The 17,809-nt window shown below is 60.9% G+C and carries 11 protein-coding genes and 3 tRNA genes; 6 read left to right on the top strand and 8 right to left on the bottom strand.

Annotated elements, in window-relative coordinates:
- Positions 1-119: 119 nt before the first annotated feature.
- From lon to IEC33019_RS04115, 8 genes are all read right to left on the bottom strand, one after another.
- Positions 120-2,516 (bottom strand): endopeptidase La, encoded by a 2,397-nt coding sequence (gene lon, locus IEC33019_RS04155; protein WP_070093991.1) that lies wholly within the window; start codon positions 2,514-2,516, stop codon positions 120-122.
- 368 nt (positions 2,517-2,884) lie between these two features.
- On the bottom strand, positions 2,885-4,168 hold the full coding sequence (gene clpX / locus IEC33019_RS04145) for an ATP-dependent Clp protease ATP-binding subunit ClpX (RefSeq protein ID WP_070093992.1): 1,284 nt from the start codon (positions 4,166-4,168) through the stop codon (positions 2,885-2,887).
- Between the two features lie 108 nt (positions 4,169-4,276).
- Complete coding sequence (gene clpP, locus IEC33019_RS04140) at positions 4,277-4,918, bottom strand: ATP-dependent Clp endopeptidase proteolytic subunit ClpP (RefSeq protein ID WP_043213484.1); 642 nt, start codon at positions 4,916-4,918, stop codon at positions 4,277-4,279.
- Between the two features lie 92 nt (positions 4,919-5,010).
- A complete protein-coding gene (tig, locus tag IEC33019_RS04135; RefSeq protein WP_070093993.1) occupies positions 5,011-6,324 on the bottom strand; it encodes a trigger factor in 1,314 nt (437 codons plus the stop codon).
- A 250-nt stretch (positions 6,325-6,574) separates the two neighbouring features.
- Complete coding sequence (locus IEC33019_RS04130; protein ID WP_070093994.1) at positions 6,575-6,874, bottom strand: DUF6388 family protein; 300 nt, start codon at positions 6,872-6,874, stop codon at positions 6,575-6,577.
- A gap of 191 nt (positions 6,875-7,065) precedes the next feature.
- Positions 7,066-7,150: transfer RNA gene (locus IEC33019_RS04125), tRNA-Leu, on the bottom strand.
- A 56-nt stretch (positions 7,151-7,206) separates the two neighbouring features.
- Positions 7,207-7,282: transfer RNA gene (locus tag IEC33019_RS04120), tRNA-His, on the bottom strand.
- A gap of 52 nt (positions 7,283-7,334) precedes the next feature.
- Positions 7,335-7,411: transfer RNA gene (locus IEC33019_RS04115), tRNA-Arg, on the bottom strand.
- Between the two features lie 288 nt (positions 7,412-7,699).
- Here IEC33019_RS04115 and folD point away from each other — a divergent pair.
- From folD to IEC33019_RS04085, 6 genes are all read left to right on the top strand, one after another.
- Positions 7,700-8,554 (top strand): bifunctional methylenetetrahydrofolate dehydrogenase/methenyltetrahydrofolate cyclohydrolase FolD, encoded by an 855-nt coding sequence (gene folD / locus IEC33019_RS04110; RefSeq protein WP_070093995.1) that lies wholly within the window; start codon positions 7,700-7,702, stop codon positions 8,552-8,554.
- Between the two features lie 135 nt (positions 8,555-8,689).
- Positions 8,690-13,492, top strand: a complete 4,803-nt coding sequence (locus tag IEC33019_RS04105; RefSeq protein ID WP_070093996.1) for an NEL-type E3 ubiquitin ligase domain-containing protein — start codon at positions 8,690-8,692, stop codon at positions 13,490-13,492.
- 237 nt (positions 13,493-13,729) lie between these two features.
- Positions 13,730-15,043, top strand: coding sequence for a C4-dicarboxylate transporter DctA (locus tag IEC33019_RS04100; RefSeq protein WP_070093997.1), 1,314 nt, complete (start codon positions 13,730-13,732; stop codon positions 15,041-15,043).
- A gap of 61 nt (positions 15,044-15,104) precedes the next feature.
- The gene (locus IEC33019_RS04095) at positions 15,105-15,809 is read left to right on the top strand and encodes a FadR/GntR family transcriptional regulator (protein WP_070093998.1); all 705 of its coding nucleotides are present in this window, start codon (positions 15,105-15,107) and stop codon (positions 15,807-15,809) included.
- 14 nt (positions 15,810-15,823) lie between these two features.
- Positions 15,824-16,516, top strand: a complete 693-nt coding sequence (locus IEC33019_RS04090; RefSeq protein ID WP_070093999.1) for a GntR family transcriptional regulator — start codon at positions 15,824-15,826, stop codon at positions 16,514-16,516.
- Positions 16,517-16,730: 214 nt separating this feature from the next.
- Complete coding sequence (locus IEC33019_RS04085) at positions 16,731-17,801, top strand: hypothetical protein (protein WP_070094000.1); 1,071 nt, start codon at positions 16,731-16,733, stop codon at positions 17,799-17,801.
- Positions 17,802-17,809 lie beyond the last annotated feature (8 nt).

Below are 17,809 nucleotides of genomic sequence, written 5' to 3'. Positions count from 1 at the left end.
CTAAGTATGTAATGAAAAGCTTATGAAACGAGCACTGGGCGGCCTATTGACACTGGCGTGCCGTTTTATAGCAAGGCCCCGAAAAAACTGTCAAGGAAAGCCCCCCAGCGAAATACGTACTAGTGCGTGCTGATTCTTTCCTTAGCATCGCCGTCGCGCTTTTCATCTTTCGCGACAATCTCCGGAGCCACATCTGGCAAGGGCTCCGGGGCGTATTGCAGCGCAATTTGGAGGACTTCGTCAATCCATTTGACCGGTTTGATCTGAAGATCCTGTTTGATATTTTCCGGAATCTCCTTCAGATCACGAACGTTTTCCTCGGGAATGATCACCGTCTTGATCCCTCCCCGGTGTGCCGCGAGGAGTTTTTCCTTCAGGCCACCGATGGCCAGAACCTGGCCACGCAGAGTGATTTCACCGGTCATGGCCACATCGGCGCGCACCGGAATTTGAGTGAGCGCAGAGACCAGCGCGGTGCACATGCCGATACCCGCACTCGGGCCATCCTTGGGCGTGGCACCCTCTGGCATGTGGATATGCACGTCGTGCTTCTCATGGAAGTCGGCAGCGATACCCAGGCTACGGGCACGGCTGCGTACCACGGTCTGCGCGGCGGTGATCGACTCGACCATGACGTCGCCCAGGGAACCGGTCTTGATCAACTGGCCCTTGCCAGGGATGACCACGGCTTCGATGGTCAGCAGTTCACCGCCCACCTGGGTCCAGGCAAGACCGGTGACCTGGCCGATTTGATCCTGCTGCTCGGCCAGGCCGTAGCGGAACTTGCGCACGCCCAGCAGATGCTCGAGCTGCTCACCGGTCACCTTGACCTTGAGTTGCTTCTCGCCAGTGTGCTCCTTGACCACCTTGCGGCAGACCTTGGCGATCTGGCGCTCCAGGCCACGCACACCGGCCTCGCGAGTGTAGTAACGAATGATGTCGCGGATGGCCGTGACATCGAGTTCCAGTTCACCCTTCTTCAGGCCATTGGCCTTCACTTGCTTGGGCGTGAGGTACTTGACCGCGATGTTGATCTTCTCGTCCTCGGTATAACCCGGCAGGCGAATGACTTCCATCCGGTCGAGCAGCGCCGGCGGAATGTTCATCGAGTTCGAGGTGCACAGGAACATCACATCCGAGAGATCGTAGTCGACCTCCAGGTAATGGTCGTTGAAGTTGTGGTTCTGCTCAGGGTCGAGCACTTCCAGCAATGCCGAGGCCGGGTCGCCACGCATGTCGCTGCCCATCTTGTCGATCTCGTCGAGCAGGAACAACGGGTTCCGTACACCCACCTTGGTCATTTTCTGGATCAAACGACCCGGCATGGAGCCGATGTAGGTACGGCGGTGGCCACGGATCTCGGCTTCGTCACGCACACCGCCCAGGGCCATTCGCACAAACTTGCGGTTGGTGGCGGCTGCGATAGATTCAGCCAGCGAGGTTTTACCCACGCCAGGAGGCCCCACCAGGCACAGCACAGGGCCACGAATCTTCTTCACGCGCTTCTGCACGGCGAGATACTCGAGGATGCGCTCCTTGACCTCTTCCAGGCCATAATGGTCGGCATCGAGGATCTCCTCGGCCTTGGCCAGGTCCAGACGCACCTTGCTCTGGGCTTTCCATGGCACCTGCACGAGCCAGTCCAGGTAGGAACGGACCACGGTGGCTTCAGCAGACATCGGCGACATCTGCTTGAGCTTGTTCAGCTCGGCCTGGGCCTTGGCCAGGGCGTCCTTGGGCAGGCCAGCGGCTTCGATGCGCTTTTTCAGCTCCTCGACTTCGTTGTGGCCTTCGTCACCATCACCGAGCTCTTTCTGAATGGCCTTCATCTGCTCATTCAGGTAGTACTCGCGCTGGCTGCGCTCCATCTGTTTCTTGACCCGGCCACGGATGCGTTTCTCGACCTGCAGCAGATCGATTTCCGCGTCCAGCAATGCCAGGACATGCTCGACCCGGGCAGGCAGGTCTACGATTTCGAGGATTTCTTGTTTCTGCTCGATCTTCAGGGCCATGTGGGCGGCCATGGTATCGACCAGACGGCCAGGCTCTTCAATGCTGTTGAGCGAGGACAGGACTTCAGCCGGGACCTTCTTGCCCAACTGAACGTATTGCTCGAACTGCGACAGCAACGTGCGCACGAAGACTTCCGACTCGCGCTCGGCGGCTTCGGCTTCATCGATCAGGGTGACTTCGGCACGGATGTGCCCTTCCACTTCCGTGAAACGCTCGACGGCGCCGCGCTGCTCGCCCTCGACCAGCACCTTGACGGTGCCGTCAGGCAGCTTCAGCAGTTGCAGGACAGTGGCAATGGTACCGACGCGGTACAGGGCGTCTTCGCCCGGATCATCGTCGGCAGGATTCTTCTGGGCCAGCAGGAGGATCTGCTTCTCGCCCGTCATCGCAGCCTCAAGGGCTTCGATGGACTTCTCGCGTCCCACGAACAGCGGGATGACCATGTGCGGATAGACGACGACATCGCGCAATGGCAAAAGAGGCAAGTCGAGGGTGGTCTTCATGATTTCGCCTCTACAGCGGCCTTATGGCCGGAAACCGGTGGAAATGATGCTTGGACCTAATGTGGGGGCAGGTCCGTAAAATTACAAGCGCTGAGATCGGAAAAGCAGAAAGGGGCCCGTACAGACTGTGTGAAAACACACTGACAGGCCCTAGACCAAACGCCCCGCCTTATTCGGGGCGTTTGTTTTTGTTCCAGCGAGACCGGGAACAGGCGGGTCTGGCTGCGAGACTCTCCTTGTATGTAGGCCATAACGAAAAATGCTCCGTATCTTTCGATACGGAGCATTCTCTTAAAGGGCCGGACAGATTGCTAGGTTTTCACACAGCCTGCGTAGGCCCCTTTCTTGCTCGACTTGGCTTACCCGACTTAGGCGTCAGGTGCGGCCTTGGCTTGCGGCTCGCTGTTCTCGTAGATCAGCAACGGCTTCGAAGTGCCATCGATGACGCTCTCGTCGATCACCACCTTGCTGACTTCCTTCTGCGAAGGAATCTCGTACATGGTGTCGAGCAGCACGCCTTCGAGGATCGAACGCAGGCCACGGGCGCCGGTCTTGCGCTCGAGCGCCTTGCGAGCAACCGCCTTGAGCGCGTCGCTGCGGAACTCGAGATCCACGTCTTCCATCTCGAACAGCTTGGCATACTGCTTGGTCAAGGCGTTCTTCGGCTCGGTGAGGATCTGCATCAATGCAGCCTCATCCAGCTCATCGAGGGTTGCCAGCACCGGCAGACGGCCGACGAACTCCGGAATCAGGCCAAACTTGACCAGATCGTCCGGCTCGACCTCACGCAGGGACTCGCCAACCTTCTTGCCTTCCTGCTTGCTGCGCACCTCAGCGCCAAAACCGATGCCACCTTTGGTGGAGCGGTTCTGAATGACCTTTTCCAGGCCCGAGAACGCACCACCACAGATGAACAGGATATTGCGGGTATCGACCTGCAGGAACTCCTGTTGCGGATGCTTGCGACCACCCTGGGGCGGAACGGAAGCCACGGTGCCTTCGATCAGTTTCAACAGCGCCTGCTGCACACCCTCACCCGAAACGTCGCGGGTGATGGACGGGTTGTCCGACTTGCGCGAGATCTTGTCGATCTCATCGATGTAGACAATGCCCATCTGGGCCTTTTCCACGTCGTAGTCGCACTTTTGCAGCAGCTTCTGGATGATGTTCTCGACGTCCTCCCCCACGTAACCGGCTTCGGTCAGGGTGGTGGCGTCAGCAATGGTGAACGGTACGTTCAACAGGCGTGCAAGGGTTTCGGCGAGCAGTGTCTTGCCCGAGCCGGTCGGCCCGATCAGCAGGATATTGCTCTTGCCGAGTTCGACTTCGTCGCCCTTCTTGTCACGCTGGTTCAGGCGCTTGTAGTGGTTGTAAACCGCTACGGACAGCACCTTTTTCGCGCGTTCCTGACCAATGACGTACTGGTCCAGGATACCGCTGATTTCTTTCGGCGATGGCAATTTATGCGCGTTGCTCTCGGCCTGGGCTTCCTGCACCTCCTCACGGATGATGTCGTTGCACAGGTCGACGCACTCGTCGCAGATAAATACCGAGGGCCCGGCAATCAATTTGCGCACTTCGTGCTGGCTTTTGCCGCAGAAGGAGCAATAGAGCAATTTGCCGCTGTCCTCGCCGTTACGGGTGTCAGTCATTCGATCGATCCAATCCGGTAGGCATGAAACACAAGATGAAGGCAATTGCGGGCTTTTTCAAGTCCGCAGGTGGGCGCCATCGGCGCCCACCCGCTCTGGCACCTTGGTTCAGGACGCCAGTTGCCGCTTGTCGTAGACCGAGTCGATCAGGCCGTACTCGGCCGCGCGCGCGGCGCTCATGAAGTTGTCACGCTCTGTGTCGCGTTTGATGGTCTCGAGGTCCTGCCCAGTGTGATGGGCCAGCAACTCGTTCAGACGCGCCTTGATATTGAGGATTTCCTGGGCATGGATCTCGATGTCGGTCGCCTGGCCCTGGAAGCCGCCCAGCGGCTGGTGAATCATCACGCGCGAGTTCGGCAGACAGTGACGCTTGCCTGCCGCACCAGCTGCAAGCAGGAACGCGCCCATGCTGCAGGCCTGACCGATGCAGATGGTCGAGACGTCCGGCTTGATGAACTGCATGGTGTCGTAAATCGACATGCCAGCAGTGACCGAACCACCCGGCGAGTTGATGTACAGATGGATATCCTTGTCCGGGTTTTCCGCTTCAAGGAACAGCAGTTGTGCCACCACCAGGTTGGCCATGTAGTCCTCTACGGGACCAACCAGGAAAATCACACGCTCCTTCAACAGGCGCGAGTAGATGTCGTAGGCGCGTTCGCCACGGGCGGACTGCTCGATAACCATCGGGACCAGACCGCCTGCGGCCTGGATGTCGGAGCTCTGTTGAATATAAGAATTGCGGGACATGTCCTGCACTCACTCCCAAATAGTCATGGCTTGAATACGCACAAGCCAGCTCGAAGGCTGGCTTGTGGGGGTTTCCTACGAGAGAAGACCTATCACTCAGCGGCGGCAGGAGCCTGTGCTGGCTTGACAGCTTCTTCGTACGAGACCGACTTGTCGGTCACAGTCGCTTTCTGCAGGACAGTATCTACAACTTGCTCTTCCAGCACAACCGAACGGACTTCGTTCAGTTGCTGGTCGTTCTTGTAGTACCAAGCGATGACCTGTTCTGGCTCTTGGTAGGCCGAGGCCATTTCCTCGATCATTTCGCGGACCTTGGCATCGTCCGGCTTCAGCTCGAACTGCTTGACCACTTCAGCGACGATCAGACCCAGGACCACGCGGCGCTTGGCCTGTTCTTCGAACAGCTCGGCCGGCAGTTGCTCAGGCTTGATGTTGCCACCGAACTGTTGAACGGCCTGCACGCGCAGACGGTTGACTTCGTTCTCCAGCAGAGCCTTTGGCACTTCGATTGGGTTGGCAGCCAGCAGACCGTCCATGACCTGGTTCTTGACCTTGGCCTTGATTGCCTGGCGCAGCTCACGCTCCATGTTCTTGCGAACTTCGGCGCGGAAGCCTTCCAGGGTCGATTCCTTGATGCCGAACTGGGCGAAGAAGGCTTCGTTCAGTTCAGGCAGCTGAGGAGCCGAGACGCTGTTGACGGTGATGGTGAACTCGGCAGCCTTGCCGGCCAGGTCCAGGTTCTGGTAGTCCTCGGGGAAGGTCACGTTGACAACGCGCTCTTCGCCAGCTTTGGCACCCACCAAGCCGTCTTCGAAGCCTGGAATCATGCGACCGGAGCCCAGCACGAGCTGGGTGCCCTTGGCCGAACCACCGGCGAAGGCTTCACCGTCGATCTTGCCGACGAAGTCGATGTTGACCTGATCGTCGTTCTGGGCGGCGCGCTCAACGGCTTCGAAACGGACGTTCTGCTTGCGCAGCACTTCCAGCATGTTGTCCAGGTCGGCGTCAGCGACGTCGGCGCTCAGGCGCTCGACCTTGATCGACTCCAGGCCACCCACGGTGAACTCTGGGAAGACTTCGAAGATCGCGACGAACTCCAGATCCTTGCCTTTTTCGAAGGACTTCGGCTCGACGGCAGGAGCACCAGCCGGGTTCAGCTTCTGCTCGACGATGGCTTCGTAGAAGGAAGCCTGGACCAGGTCACCGAAAGCCTCTTGACGAGCATCGGCTTCGAAACGCTGGCGGATCACGCTCATCGGCACCTTGCCTGGGCGGAAGCCGGCGACTTTGGCGCGCTTGGCAGTCTGCTGCAGACGCTTGTTGACTTCGTTCTCGACGCGCTCGGCCGGAACGGCGATGGTCATGCGACGCTCGAGAGCGGAAGTGTTTTCAACAGAAACTTGCATGGATATTCCTCGTTGCACAGACGTTAGCCGGCGATAGCCCGACTCCAGAATCAAGGGCAAGCATTCTAGTGACTCACGCACCAGAAGTCACCCCACCCCGGACGACGGAAAACCACGCCGGTCAATTTTATTGAAGAGCCCGTACGGCGCACCGCCGAAGCCCCTGCGTATCGCTTGCGCGTAACGGCGACTGCACGTCACACGCACTGTAAAAACCTGTCAAACAAATGCAGCTATATAAAGGCTGCACTCAGTCGGGGTCGATTTCGTTGAACTGGCAGTACTCTTCCCAGCTCATGCCCAGCGTCTGAGCCACCTCACGGTGCACCTCGAGCCGCATGATCTGCAGCTCCTCGGGGCTTTGAGCGATCAATTGCAACGTCAGCTCCCAAGGCTCGACACCCTGCTCTTGTGCCGCATCTTCGAACGCCCATTGGATCTGCTGGGCCTGCTCACGCGCATCCAGCTCGCGGATTTCCTCGAGCAATTGCGGATTGGCCTCGGCGAAGCGCTGCAGCGCCAACGCCTGGCGAGCTTCTTTTGCAATCATGCGACAGCTCCTATATCGGGCCCGCTTGCCCCTATTTCAACCGGCTGAAATCTAACAATTTTTGCCCAAGCATCACCAGTGCCAGATGCCAGGCGCTGACGATTGCAGAAATTGCAGGCAATAAAAAAGCCGCTCTGGGCGGCTTCTTTAAGGGTTTCGCGCAACTCAACGAAAGGCGGCGAAACCAAGGATGGTGCGGACGAAGAGACTCGAACTCTTACAGCTTGCGCCGCTGGAACCTAAATCCAGTGTGTCTACCAATTTCACCACGTCCGCGTGGAGCACTTAAAACAAAGGCGCCAGATTATACAATCAAGGCGCCTTCGAGAATATGGGGTGGACGATGGGAATCGAACCCACGACAACTGGAATCACAATCCAGCGCTCTACCAACTGAGCTACGCCCACCATATTGCGGTATTGCGTTACAACATCACTTGCTGTGCCAAAGCTGCCTTAATGGCGCACCCGGCAGGACTCGAACCTGCGACCATCCGCTTAGAAGGCGGATGCTCTATCCAGCTGAGCTACGGGCGCATATTCAATCTGCTTTCTGTTACGATTGCAAATCAACTTTCAGCCGTACCGAACAAGCTAACAAATCCGCTCATTCTGCCTGACCTTGCTAACCAGTGCTAGGCTCTGCCCGACAAGTGCGACGAATGTTATAGACGAGCCGGAAGGTCGTCAACACTTTTTTCAAAAAAATTTAGTTTATTTAAGGGGTTAGGGGATTTGGCCGACCACCCGCCTTTGCCCTCGGGCCGTGTCGTGCGAGAATGCGCCCTCTTTTATGTTCCCTTCTCGATGGTTAATCACGCGTCTATGACTGCACACCTAATCGATGGCAAGGCGATCGCCGCCAACCTGCGCCAGCAGATCGCTCAACGTGTCGTGGAGCGTCGCCAGCAGGGCCTGCGCACCCCAGGCCTGGCGGTGATCCTGGTCGGTACCGACCCTGCTTCCCAAGTCTATGTCTCGCACAAGCGCAAGGACTGCGAAGAAGTCGGATTCATTTCCCAGGCCTTCGACCTGCCCAGCGAGACCACGCAGCAAGCCCTGACCGACCTGATCGACCGCCTCAACGACGATCCGGCCGTCGACGGCATTCTGCTGCAGCTTCCGCTGCCGGAGCACCTGGATGCCTCGCTGCTGCTCGAACGCATCCGCCCGGATAAAGACGTCGACGGCTTCCACCCTTACAACATCGGTCGCTTGGCCCAACGCATCCCACTGCTGCGTCCCTGCACCCCGAAGGGCATCATGACCCTGCTGGAAAGCACCGGTCAGGACCTGTATGGCATGAACGCAGTGATCGTCGGCGCCTCCAACATCGTGGGTCGCCCGATGGCCATGGAACTGCTGCTGGCCGGCTGCACCGTCACCGTCTGCCACCGCTTCACCCAGGACCTGGCTGGCCACGTGGGCCGCGCCGACCTGGTGGTGGTCGCCGCCGGCAAGCCTGGCCTGGTCAAGGGCGAATGGATCAAGGAAGGTGCCATCGTCATCGACGTCGGCATCAACCGCCAGGAAGATGGCAAGCTGGTGGGCGACGTGGTCTTCGAGACCGCCCTGCCCCGCGCCGGCTGGATCACGCCTGTGCCAGGCGGCGTAGGTCCGATGACCCGTGCCTGCCTGCTGGAAAACACGCTTTACGCGGCAGAAGAACTGCACAAGTAGTTCGCCCTCTGCGCTAACGGCACCTCTCGAGGTGCCGTTTTTCTTTCCGGTCACGACCGGTCTGCGGTACTTATCTAACCCATCCGACTACCTGCATCGCCCTAGGCTCGCCGCTTCTGATCCAGAGGTACAACCATGAGCCCATCACACTTCAGCTTCGTCGACGTCCGCCTGCCAGGGTGGATGAAATCAGCCACCCCAGCCCAACGCCAGCGACTTGAACAGCACATACGTCAGAGCCACCGAGCTACTCGCGCGCTGGACCGTGCACTGAAGCAGGTGCAGTCCATCGACGACTTCTGCCGTCCATTGCTCGACGATGCCTTGCCTCATTGGTACCCCGACCGAGAGCTGCCCACACCCGAGCAAGGGTGGCTTCGGAACAACACCGAAAAACGCGACATGTCCTGGCTCGAAGCAGCCCTGCAGAACTTCGACAGCGATACACCCGTGACGCTGTACCTGTCCAAGGACGCCCCCGGCCCAATGATCGTGGACAGTACGTTGTTCGTGAAAGGCGCACGGAACCTGGACCTGGGACAACGTTACCGAAACCATCTCGCCGAACACGTCGACACCCCGTCGTTTCAGGGACTGGTGCGCGAGCAGGACCACGCGGCCTTCACCGCCGACGCCACACTGGCCGAGTTGCAAAAGCATCTCGATAGCCGAGGCCGGATGCTGGCAGACGCTGCACAGGCAGGCGAATCGTTCGTGCTTCACAGCGATGGCAAACCCTGGCCTCTGGAGTGCGGGTACCTGGAGCTGTGCGGTACACCTTTATATGGCCCCTTGCTGATCCGCCAGCAGCCCCTCGACGGTGTCGAACCGTGCCTGCTCTACTTGCCCGGCCATCCGCGCCAGCCGTTGCGTCAATATGCCTCGTTACAGGCCGCAGGCAAGGCGATGACCCGACTGCTGCGCAAGGACAGCGAACGACGTTTCTTCATGCGTTATGTCGCCCACGCCGAGCAGCCTGGATTGGCCACCCAGTTACGCCAAACCTTGTTTCCGCGTTATCCCTACAAGAGTCTGCAAACGACCACGCCGATCCTTGAAGAGGGCGAGTCCTTCGGGTGGCTCACGCGCCTGTTCCCCAGCCCTCGCGACCTGTGGCAGCCGACGCTCGACAAGAACGCCCGCTTGCCGCTGGCGTTCAAGCAATGGCCTGGTGATTGTTTCAAAGCGCGCGCGCGCACCCGCGTCGAACTGATGCTGCGCAACGCCACCGACATCGCCGTGCCCGTCGCGCAACGAGACGCCGCCGCCCAATTGGCACGCATCGAAGGCTGGCTGGGTGTCGGTTTGTCGGTACTGAACGTGGCCGGTTTTTTCGTTCCTGGGCTCGCCGAAGTCATGTTGGTGATTGGCGGTGCGCAACTGGTCGATGAGTTTATCGAAGGCGTGCATGCGGCAAACGAGGCCGACGCCGATGCGGCCATCGGCCATCTGTTCTCGGTCATCGAGAACCTGGTGCAATTGGCCGCGCTTGGCACAGCCGGGCAGTTCATCGAACCCCAAGGCGCCCTGCATGACTGGTATCGCATCGGCCATGGCGACCAGCAGCGCCTCTGGCATGGCGATCTGGAGCCGTTCGCACGCACAGCCCCCACGCCATTGCCGACCAGCCTTGCCCCCTACCCACTCCAAGGACGCCATTGGATCAAGCTAGACGGCCAGCACTACCCAGTCGAAGCAACCCCCGAGGGCAGTTGGCGACTCTGCGCAGCCGAGAGGCACCGCCATCAGCCGTCTTTGCTCGGCAATGGCGAAGGAGCCTGGCTGCTGGACCACGAACGACCGCTGGCCTGGGAAGGCGAAATCCTGTTTCACCGGCTCAGCCCGATCACTGACGCACTGGACACCACCACACTCCAAAAAGCCCTGCGCTGCAGTGGCTACGATGAGGCCACCTTGCGTCAGGCGCTCGTCGAGCATCGCCCGTTGCCGGCGTTACTGCTGGAAAGCCTCGAAGCCTTTGGTGCCCCCCTTGAACCGACACGGCCTCTCTTCACCCATGAAGAAGCGCTACTGGCCAAGGACTTCCCATCGCTCGGTCCAACACTTCGCCGGGAAATCCTGGCCCAAGCCCGGCCCCGTGACTTGAGCCAGATGCAGCGCACCGGCCAAGTCCCGCTCAACGTGGCGGAAACGGCTCGCCTTTACCTACGAGCATCACGTATAAACCGCGCTCTGGTGGCGTTTCATCAGGCCAGCGACAACCTCAATGATCGCGACGCGTTGGTGTTCGCTGCGCTGCAGCGGCTGTCCGGATGGTCTGGCCAAGTGCGTCTTGAGCTACGCGCAGATCGTCTGGGCGGTTCACTGCTGGAAACGGCAGGTGCAGCCGATGGACCGATCAAGACCCTCGTGCGCCGCCCCGATGGCTATGAACCGCTCGACGAGACCGGCCAAAGCCTGGCCAACCGAGACACGCTGTTCCGGGCGATCCTTCAGGCCCTGCCCGACAGCGAACGGGACAATCTGGGCCTGCAGATCCATGAAGCGGACACCTTGCGTGACCGACTTTTCGACCTGGCGACTGCCGACCGGGAAACCACCGCCCGTGACCTTGGCATGCAGCCTGTACGCCCCTGGTACCGCCTGCCCACGCGACTGCCGGGCAGCCCTCGCCTTGGCTATGCCTTGAGCGGTCGCGGACGAGGCTGGTTGGCCGCTGACGAGCAGTTCGACCAGTTATTCCCTGCCAACCTGGACAACGATCGGGAAACGCTACGCGCCCGGCTACGTGAGCAGACTGGCCATGACCCCATCGCCTTCAGCCATCTGATGCAAAATTTGCGCGACCAGTACCGGCAACTGGACAGCGCCTTGCAAGGCTGGGTTGATGACGCCGACGGCATCGCCGCCGATGCAGCCCAGGAGCGTCGCGCCGCACGCCAGGCCATTGCCGAACGCATCCGCCGGGCTTGGCGGCGTGAAAACAGCGACGCCAATGGGAGCCTCGACAACGTCATCCTGCACATAAATGGGGAGTACGTGGGAACGTTGCCGGCCCTGCCGGTGCAACTGCCGCATGTTCGCCAGTTGAGCGTCACCAGCTTGTGGCGGGGCAACCCCGACAGCCTGGGAGCGTTTCTTGCCGCCTTCCCCAAGGTACGCGAACTGGAGCTCACCGAGGATGGCCTGACCACCCTGCCCGAACAGTTGGCCGAGCTGACGGATCTGCACTCACTGGACCTTTCGGAGAACAACCTGGACCTGGCCCTTGAAGCCAATCTGTCCATGCTGGGTCGCCTGACCAACCTACGCAGCCTGAACCTGAGCAGCGCCATCGAAGACCTGCCAGTCGCAGCCCTGGAGCGGCTTGCGCAATTGCCCAACCTGATGGGGCTGCAGGCCGAAACGAACGAACTGTTCCTGGGCGTCGAGCACTTCCAGGCCTTGCAAGGCTGCCCCGCACTGGTCGAACTGAGCCTTGGCCACAACGACATCACCCTGGACAGCGCAAGCCGAGCAGCGCTCGCACAGTTGAACCGGTTGCGCATCTTGTTCCTGCACGAAAACCCCTTGGACCTTGCACCAGACATCACCGGCTGGACGCATCTGGAGCGGCTGGACCTGGAGCAGACCGGTATTGCCGAATGGCCAGCCGGCATCGAAGCGCTGCTGGGGCAGCAACCTTTAGCCCTTCGCGCCGTGGATCTGAGCAACAACCAGTTGCACGATGCCCCTGAGCTTGCTGATACCGCATTCGCCGTGGCGGTCAGAGCGAATGAAGCGAACATGTACCACGCCTTCCAGAACAACCCCTTCAGTGAAGAGGCCCTGCAGCGATTGAACGATGCCGGCCTACCGACCGCAGCTCAGTTCAACCACCTGGACTGGCTGGTCGATCTGCCCGAGCCCCTTCGCGACCATGTCGCTGTCACCGCTCAGACGCCTGAATGGCAACCGTTGTACGAAGTGTTCCGACGCATGGAAGACACTCGGGATTATGAAGCCAGCCCAAACGCCATGCGTCGACGCATGCAGATCATCATCGAACGGCTGTCCGCCCGCGACGAAGGTGAACAGAGCGATCGTTGGGGCCGGGCCCAAGTGCAAGAACGTATTTTCGACCTGATCAATGAAGCCGCTCACGGCTGCGTCGACCAGGCCAGTCTCCTGTTCCAGCAAATCGAGACCGAGATCCAAGTGTGGCAACAGACGCTCAACGCGAGTCCCGGCGACGCCAGCGAGAAGGTGGCGATCACCATCGGCCGCTCTCTGTTGCGCCAACAATTGCTGGATGAGCGCATCGGGGCCTTGTATGACGCACGGGTTGCCAGGCGCAAGGCGCTCATCGAAGGACGCTCCGCCGACGAGGCGCCTCCGCTGCATGACGCAGACGATATCAGTGACACGCAACTGCGCGAGCCCACCTTTCTGCTCGACGAACTGGAAATGGCCCTGAATGCCAGGATGCGCTTGAGAGAGCGTCTTGAACTCCCGCCACAACCCGGCCAAATCAGCTTCGACTACCTTGCACAAGTGAGCCCGGCCACTCTGGAACAGCTTTCCGAGGTGATCACGGCCCAAGCGGATATCCCTCGACTGACCCAATGGGCGGTTGAGCAACCGTTCTGGCGAGACTGGATCAAGCGCTTGCGTCCTCAGGATTTCGAGCATCTGGCCAACGAATGGGATGGCGCCAGCGCCTATTTCGACACGCTCAACGAACCGGGCGAATTCGTTGCCTATACCGGCCCGCAGGTGCCCCCGACCTTCATCGACGCACTGGCAGGCGAGCGCCCGGACATTCCTTGGCGGCAAGACGGTGTGTTGCAGCGCATCGATCTGGTGTCCAGTCGCTATCGCGATGAAGAGGCGCTCTACCGCCGTGCGGGGGAACTGTTGCTGAAAACACGCCGAGAAGCGGATGCAACCCTGCTTCGACAACTCACCGAAACCCTGGCCAAGGCCTACCTGCCGTGATGACTGCCGGTGGGGCGCTGCGCGTCTCACCGGCTCTTTCCCTCCTTCGCGCTAGCGCCATGCGAAAAATATCCGCCAACTGGTCAGACCGGTAAGGCCGAAATCTCTTGCAAAAGTGTTTTTTTCGCGGTTTTATGATCTCGCACTGACCAAACCGGTAAGACCACAATAATTAAGTCCTGCGCTCTTTCGCCGTCGCTGGCACCGAAGCAAGGACACCGATCAGAGATCCCTCCCATGCTCAAATGGTGCTCGCGTTCGATCTTCCTCCAAGTCGTGCTAGGCCTCGCCCTTGGCATCGCTTGCGGCCTCAGCTTTCCCGAAGTGTCCTTACAGCTCAAACCCTTGGGTGACGGCTTCATCAAACTGATCAAGATGCTCATCGGCCTGATCGTCTTCTGCGTGGTGGTCAGCGGCATTTCCGGTGCTGGCGACCTGAAGAAGGTCGGACGCATTGGCTTGAAGTCAGTGATCTATTTCGAAGTGCTCACGACCATCGCCTTGGTGATCGGCCTGGTGTTCGCCTTCACCAGCGGTATCGGCAGCGGCGCCAACATCCACCTGGAACAGTTGTCCAGTGCCGATGCCGCCAGCCTGGCCGAACGCGGCCAGCACATCCACGGTGCCACGGCCTTTTTCATGGACTTGATCCCGACCTCGGTGATCGGGGCCTTTGCCGACAACAACATCCTCCAGGTCTTGCTGTTCTCGGTGCTGTTCGGCAGTGCCCTTAACCTGGTGGGCGAATCCGCGTCCGGGATTTCGCGGTTGATCAACGAACTCAGCCATGTGGTGTTCCGCATCATGGGCATGATCGTACGCCTCGCACCGCTGGGCGTGTTCGGCGCCATCGCCTTTACCACCAGCAAGTACGGCCTGGAGTCGCTGCAGCACCTGGGCGGCCTGGTGGCACTGTTCTACCTCACCTGCGCAGGCTTCGTACTGATCATCCTCGGCACGGTGATGCGCCTGTCGGGCCTGAAGCTGCTGCCGTTCATCAAGTACCTGCGTGAAGAGCTGACCATTGTCTTGGGCACCGCCTCCTCCGACGCCGTGCTGCCACAGATCATGCGCAAGCTCGAACACCTGGGCATCGGCAGCTCCACCGTGGGCCTGGTGATCCCGACTGGCTATTCCTTCAACCTCGACGGTTTCTCCATCTACCTGACCCTGGCGATCGTGTTCATCGCCAACGCCACAGGCACGCCGCTGGCCATGACCGACCTGCTGACCATCCTGCTGGTATCGCTGGTGACTTCAAAAGGCGCCCATGGCATCCCAGGCTCGGCCTTGGTGATTCTCGCCGCCACCCTCACCGCGGTACCGGCCATTCCGGTGGTGGGCCTGGTGCTGGTGCTGGCGGTGGACTGGTTCATGGGCATCGGCCGGGCATTGACCAACCTGATCGGCAACTGCGTCGCCACCGTGGCCATCGCCCGCTGGGAGCGGGACATTGACTTGGAACGCGCCAACAACGTGCTGGCCGGCAAGCCGGGCTTCGCCCCGACTCCGCGCAAGCAACCACCTCATGCACACCAGCAGGAATTCTAAAACCGCCGCGGCCGGCGATGAGCCGGCCGCCAGGAGACATGATGCAACTAGGGAGCGAACCGTGATCAGCTCATCAACCGTCGTCAACTCAGTGGTGGAGAAGCTCCGCCAGGCCCTGGCCAGCGGTCAGTGGCGAACTGGCGAAATGTTACCCGGCCAGCGCGAGCTGGCCGAACAACTGGGCATCAGCCGTCCCAGCCTGCGTGAGGCCGTGACCGTGCTGGAAACCCTGGGCCTGGTGCGCTCGATGCCAGGCAAGGGCGTGCTGGTGCTCGATGCCGAGGCCGCCGCCCAGGAGCCGGCCAGCGATACCGTGGCAGCCGCAAGCCTGGCTGATGTACTGGAGCTGCGCTACACCCTCGAGCCGTTCATCGTCGGCCTGGTCGCCCAGTCGGCCAACAGCCAGGACATCGGCCAGTTGCGCCTGACCTTGATGGACATGCGCGAGGCCCTGGAGGCCGGCGACAGCGAAGCAGGGGTTAACGCCTACATCGCCTTCCACGAGGCGTTGTTCGGCCTGACCACCAACCCGATCTTCCAGAGCGTGGTGCAACAGACCGGCAATGCGCTCAAGCAGAGCACCGAGATGCTGCGCAACTCACCGGAGCACCTGGCCGCCCGGCTGACTGAAAATGAAGCGGTGGTGCGTGCCATCCGTGACAAGAACAGCGCCCAGGCCAGTGCCCAGATGCGTCGGCATATCCTCGAGGAAGGCCAGCGCATGGGCATCGAGCTGAACATCCCCGAAGAACACCCGGGCCAATGACCCAAGGAGCGACCATGACTGCCTGCGCCCACGCCGCTGTCCCTCGCCTGCCAGCCCTGCTCGCCAGCGGAGAAACCCGTCTTTCCGCCGAGCAGATCTACCCACGCTTGTTCGATGCCATCCTCGAACAGCGCCTGCCGCCCGGCAGCGCCCTGCCCGAACAGGCACTGGGCAACGCCTTCGGCGTCAGCCGCACGGTGATCCGTCGGGTGCTCGGGCGTCTGTCGGACCAGCAGGTGGTGGTCCAACGCCCCAGCCATACCGCCCACCTGGCCACCCCCGACCCCCAGCAGGCGCGCCAGGTGCTCAGTGCCCGGCGTCTGGCCGAAACCACCCTGATCAGCCTGGCCACGCAGCGCGCCCGCCCCGCGCAGATCCGCCAATTGCGTCAACTGGTCGAACGCGAGCGCCTGCACCATGAGCGCGGCGAACGCTGCACGGCGATCCGCCTGGGTGGCGAATTCCACCTCAAGCTTGCGCAGATGGCCGCCAACGCACCGCTGGCGCGCTTTCTCAATGGCCTGGTGCCCATGACCTCGCTGATCATCGCCCGCTACGAATCGCCCTGCTGCGAGCATTGCGCCTGGCAGGAACACGCCACGATCATCGATGCCGTGGAAAACGGCGATGTAGGAGCCGCCCTGGCGTTGATGAACGAACACCTGGACCACTTGGAAGCCAAGCTTGACCTGGGCGTCCCGGCCTGACGTTCGCAGCTTGCGTCGAGGGAGCTGGCGGAGCCTGCGATGGGCCGCAAAGTGGCCCTTTTAGTCTTGCGGGGCTCCACCGTTTTAGGCGCAGCCCCGCAAGACAACCCGCTCCCATCATTACAGACGTGCGCGATGGACTGCACGCCAGCCCCTGGTTGCCCCTGCCTATACTGCTGTAACCACCCCGCCTTTTCCCAGGAAGGCCAGCCGCGTGAACACGCGTACCCTGCTCCTGCTGTCGTGCCTGCTGCTGACCTTCGCCGGATGCGCGGGCAAGCGCCCCCCTGCCCCGCCACCGCCCGTCACCATGACGCCAGCCCTCTGGCAACGTATCGACCAGGAACTGATCGAAGCCTCGGTCGCCGCCACCGGCTCGGCCAATGACTATGCAAGGCGTTCGATGCGGGTCTGGAAAGATCAGGTGCAGCAGCGCACCGAAAGCGATTTCATCCCTTGGTTCACCGGCTATTGGACCCAGCAATGGCTGACGCTTAAAGTCGCCTGGTACAAGATGAACAGCGGCGACAATGCCGAACCGCCCGAGCGACGCCTGGCGATGTACCTGCAGGAGCAGTACCACAAGCGGGTGATTGAACCTGTCGCCGAGCAAATCAACCCCGAAGGAATCCGCGACCGGGCCAGCGAGCTGTACGTGCAGTTGTTCGGCCAGCAACTGCCGACCATCATCCAGCGCTACAACGCCCCGCCCGACCAGGTCAGCCAGCGACTGAATCGCATCAAGATCATTGCCCTGGGGCCACCGCCTGCGCGCGATGCCACCCTCTATCAGTTGCTCAGGGCCCAATCCCTGGATCAGCAACCCGCCTGGCAGGCGCTGCGTCAGCACTTGCACCAGCAAGCCGCCAAGGCGCCCGGACAAACCGAAGCCGGGTTGTCCTCGGTGGCCAACCGGGCCAGCGAAAAACTGGGCGCCACCCTGGCGCCACGGGGCATCGCCAGCGCCGTCGCCGCAGCAGTGGGCAAGGCGGCCGGGACCTTGATTTCCCTGGCGGCAGCCGGCTATGGCATGGTCACCCACGATCAGGACCACCCGCAGATGGTCGAGCAACTGCGGGTGATCTTGAATGTGGCACTGAACGAGGAGTGGCGCGATCTGATGGAGAATCGCCAGAGTGGCGCGATGTCTGGCGTGTACTATCTCTCCGGCCAAGTCGAGGACAGTCTGCTGGCCAGCACCCCGAAGCCGCAGGAGCGGCAGGAGCGGCAGGAGCAGGCGCCGATGCAGCAGCAGGAACCTCTGCTGATTCGCCTGCCGCCCTGACGCGATCG

It is taken from the genome of Pseudomonas putida (assembly GCF_002741075.1).
GTDB classification, from domain to species: domain Bacteria; phylum Pseudomonadota; class Gammaproteobacteria; order Pseudomonadales; family Pseudomonadaceae; genus Aquipseudomonas; species Aquipseudomonas putida_T.
Note: the sequence above shows the minus strand (reverse complement) of the source record. Positions and strands in the feature narration are given on the sequence as shown.

Excerpts from the sequence above, each read along its gene's own strand:
- lon (WP_070093991.1), bottom strand. The coding sequence starts at position 2,516 with ATGAAGACCACCCTCGACTTGCCTCTTTTGCCATTGCGCGATGTCGTC.
- clpX (WP_070093992.1), bottom strand. The coding sequence starts at position 4,168 with ATGACTGACACCCGTAACGGCGAGGACAGCGGCAAATTGCTCTATTGC.
- clpP (WP_043213484.1), bottom strand. The coding sequence starts at position 4,918 with ATGTCCCGCAATTCTTATATTCAACAGAGCTCCGACATCCAGGCCGCA.
- tig (WP_070093993.1), bottom strand. The coding sequence starts at position 6,324 with ATGCAAGTTTCTGTTGAAAACACTTCCGCTCTCGAGCGTCGCATGACC.
- IEC33019_RS04130 (WP_070093994.1), bottom strand. The coding sequence starts at position 6,874 with ATGATTGCAAAAGAAGCTCGCCAGGCGTTGGCGCTGCAGCGCTTCGCC.
- folD (WP_070093995.1), top strand. The coding sequence starts at position 7,700 with ATGACTGCACACCTAATCGATGGCAAGGCGATCGCCGCCAACCTGCGC.
- IEC33019_RS04105 (WP_070093996.1), top strand. The coding sequence starts at position 8,690 with ATGAGCCCATCACACTTCAGCTTCGTCGACGTCCGCCTGCCAGGGTGG.
- IEC33019_RS04100 (WP_070093997.1), top strand. The coding sequence starts at position 13,730 with ATGCTCAAATGGTGCTCGCGTTCGATCTTCCTCCAAGTCGTGCTAGGC.
- IEC33019_RS04090 (WP_070093999.1), top strand. The coding sequence starts at position 15,824 with ATGACTGCCTGCGCCCACGCCGCTGTCCCTCGCCTGCCAGCCCTGCTC.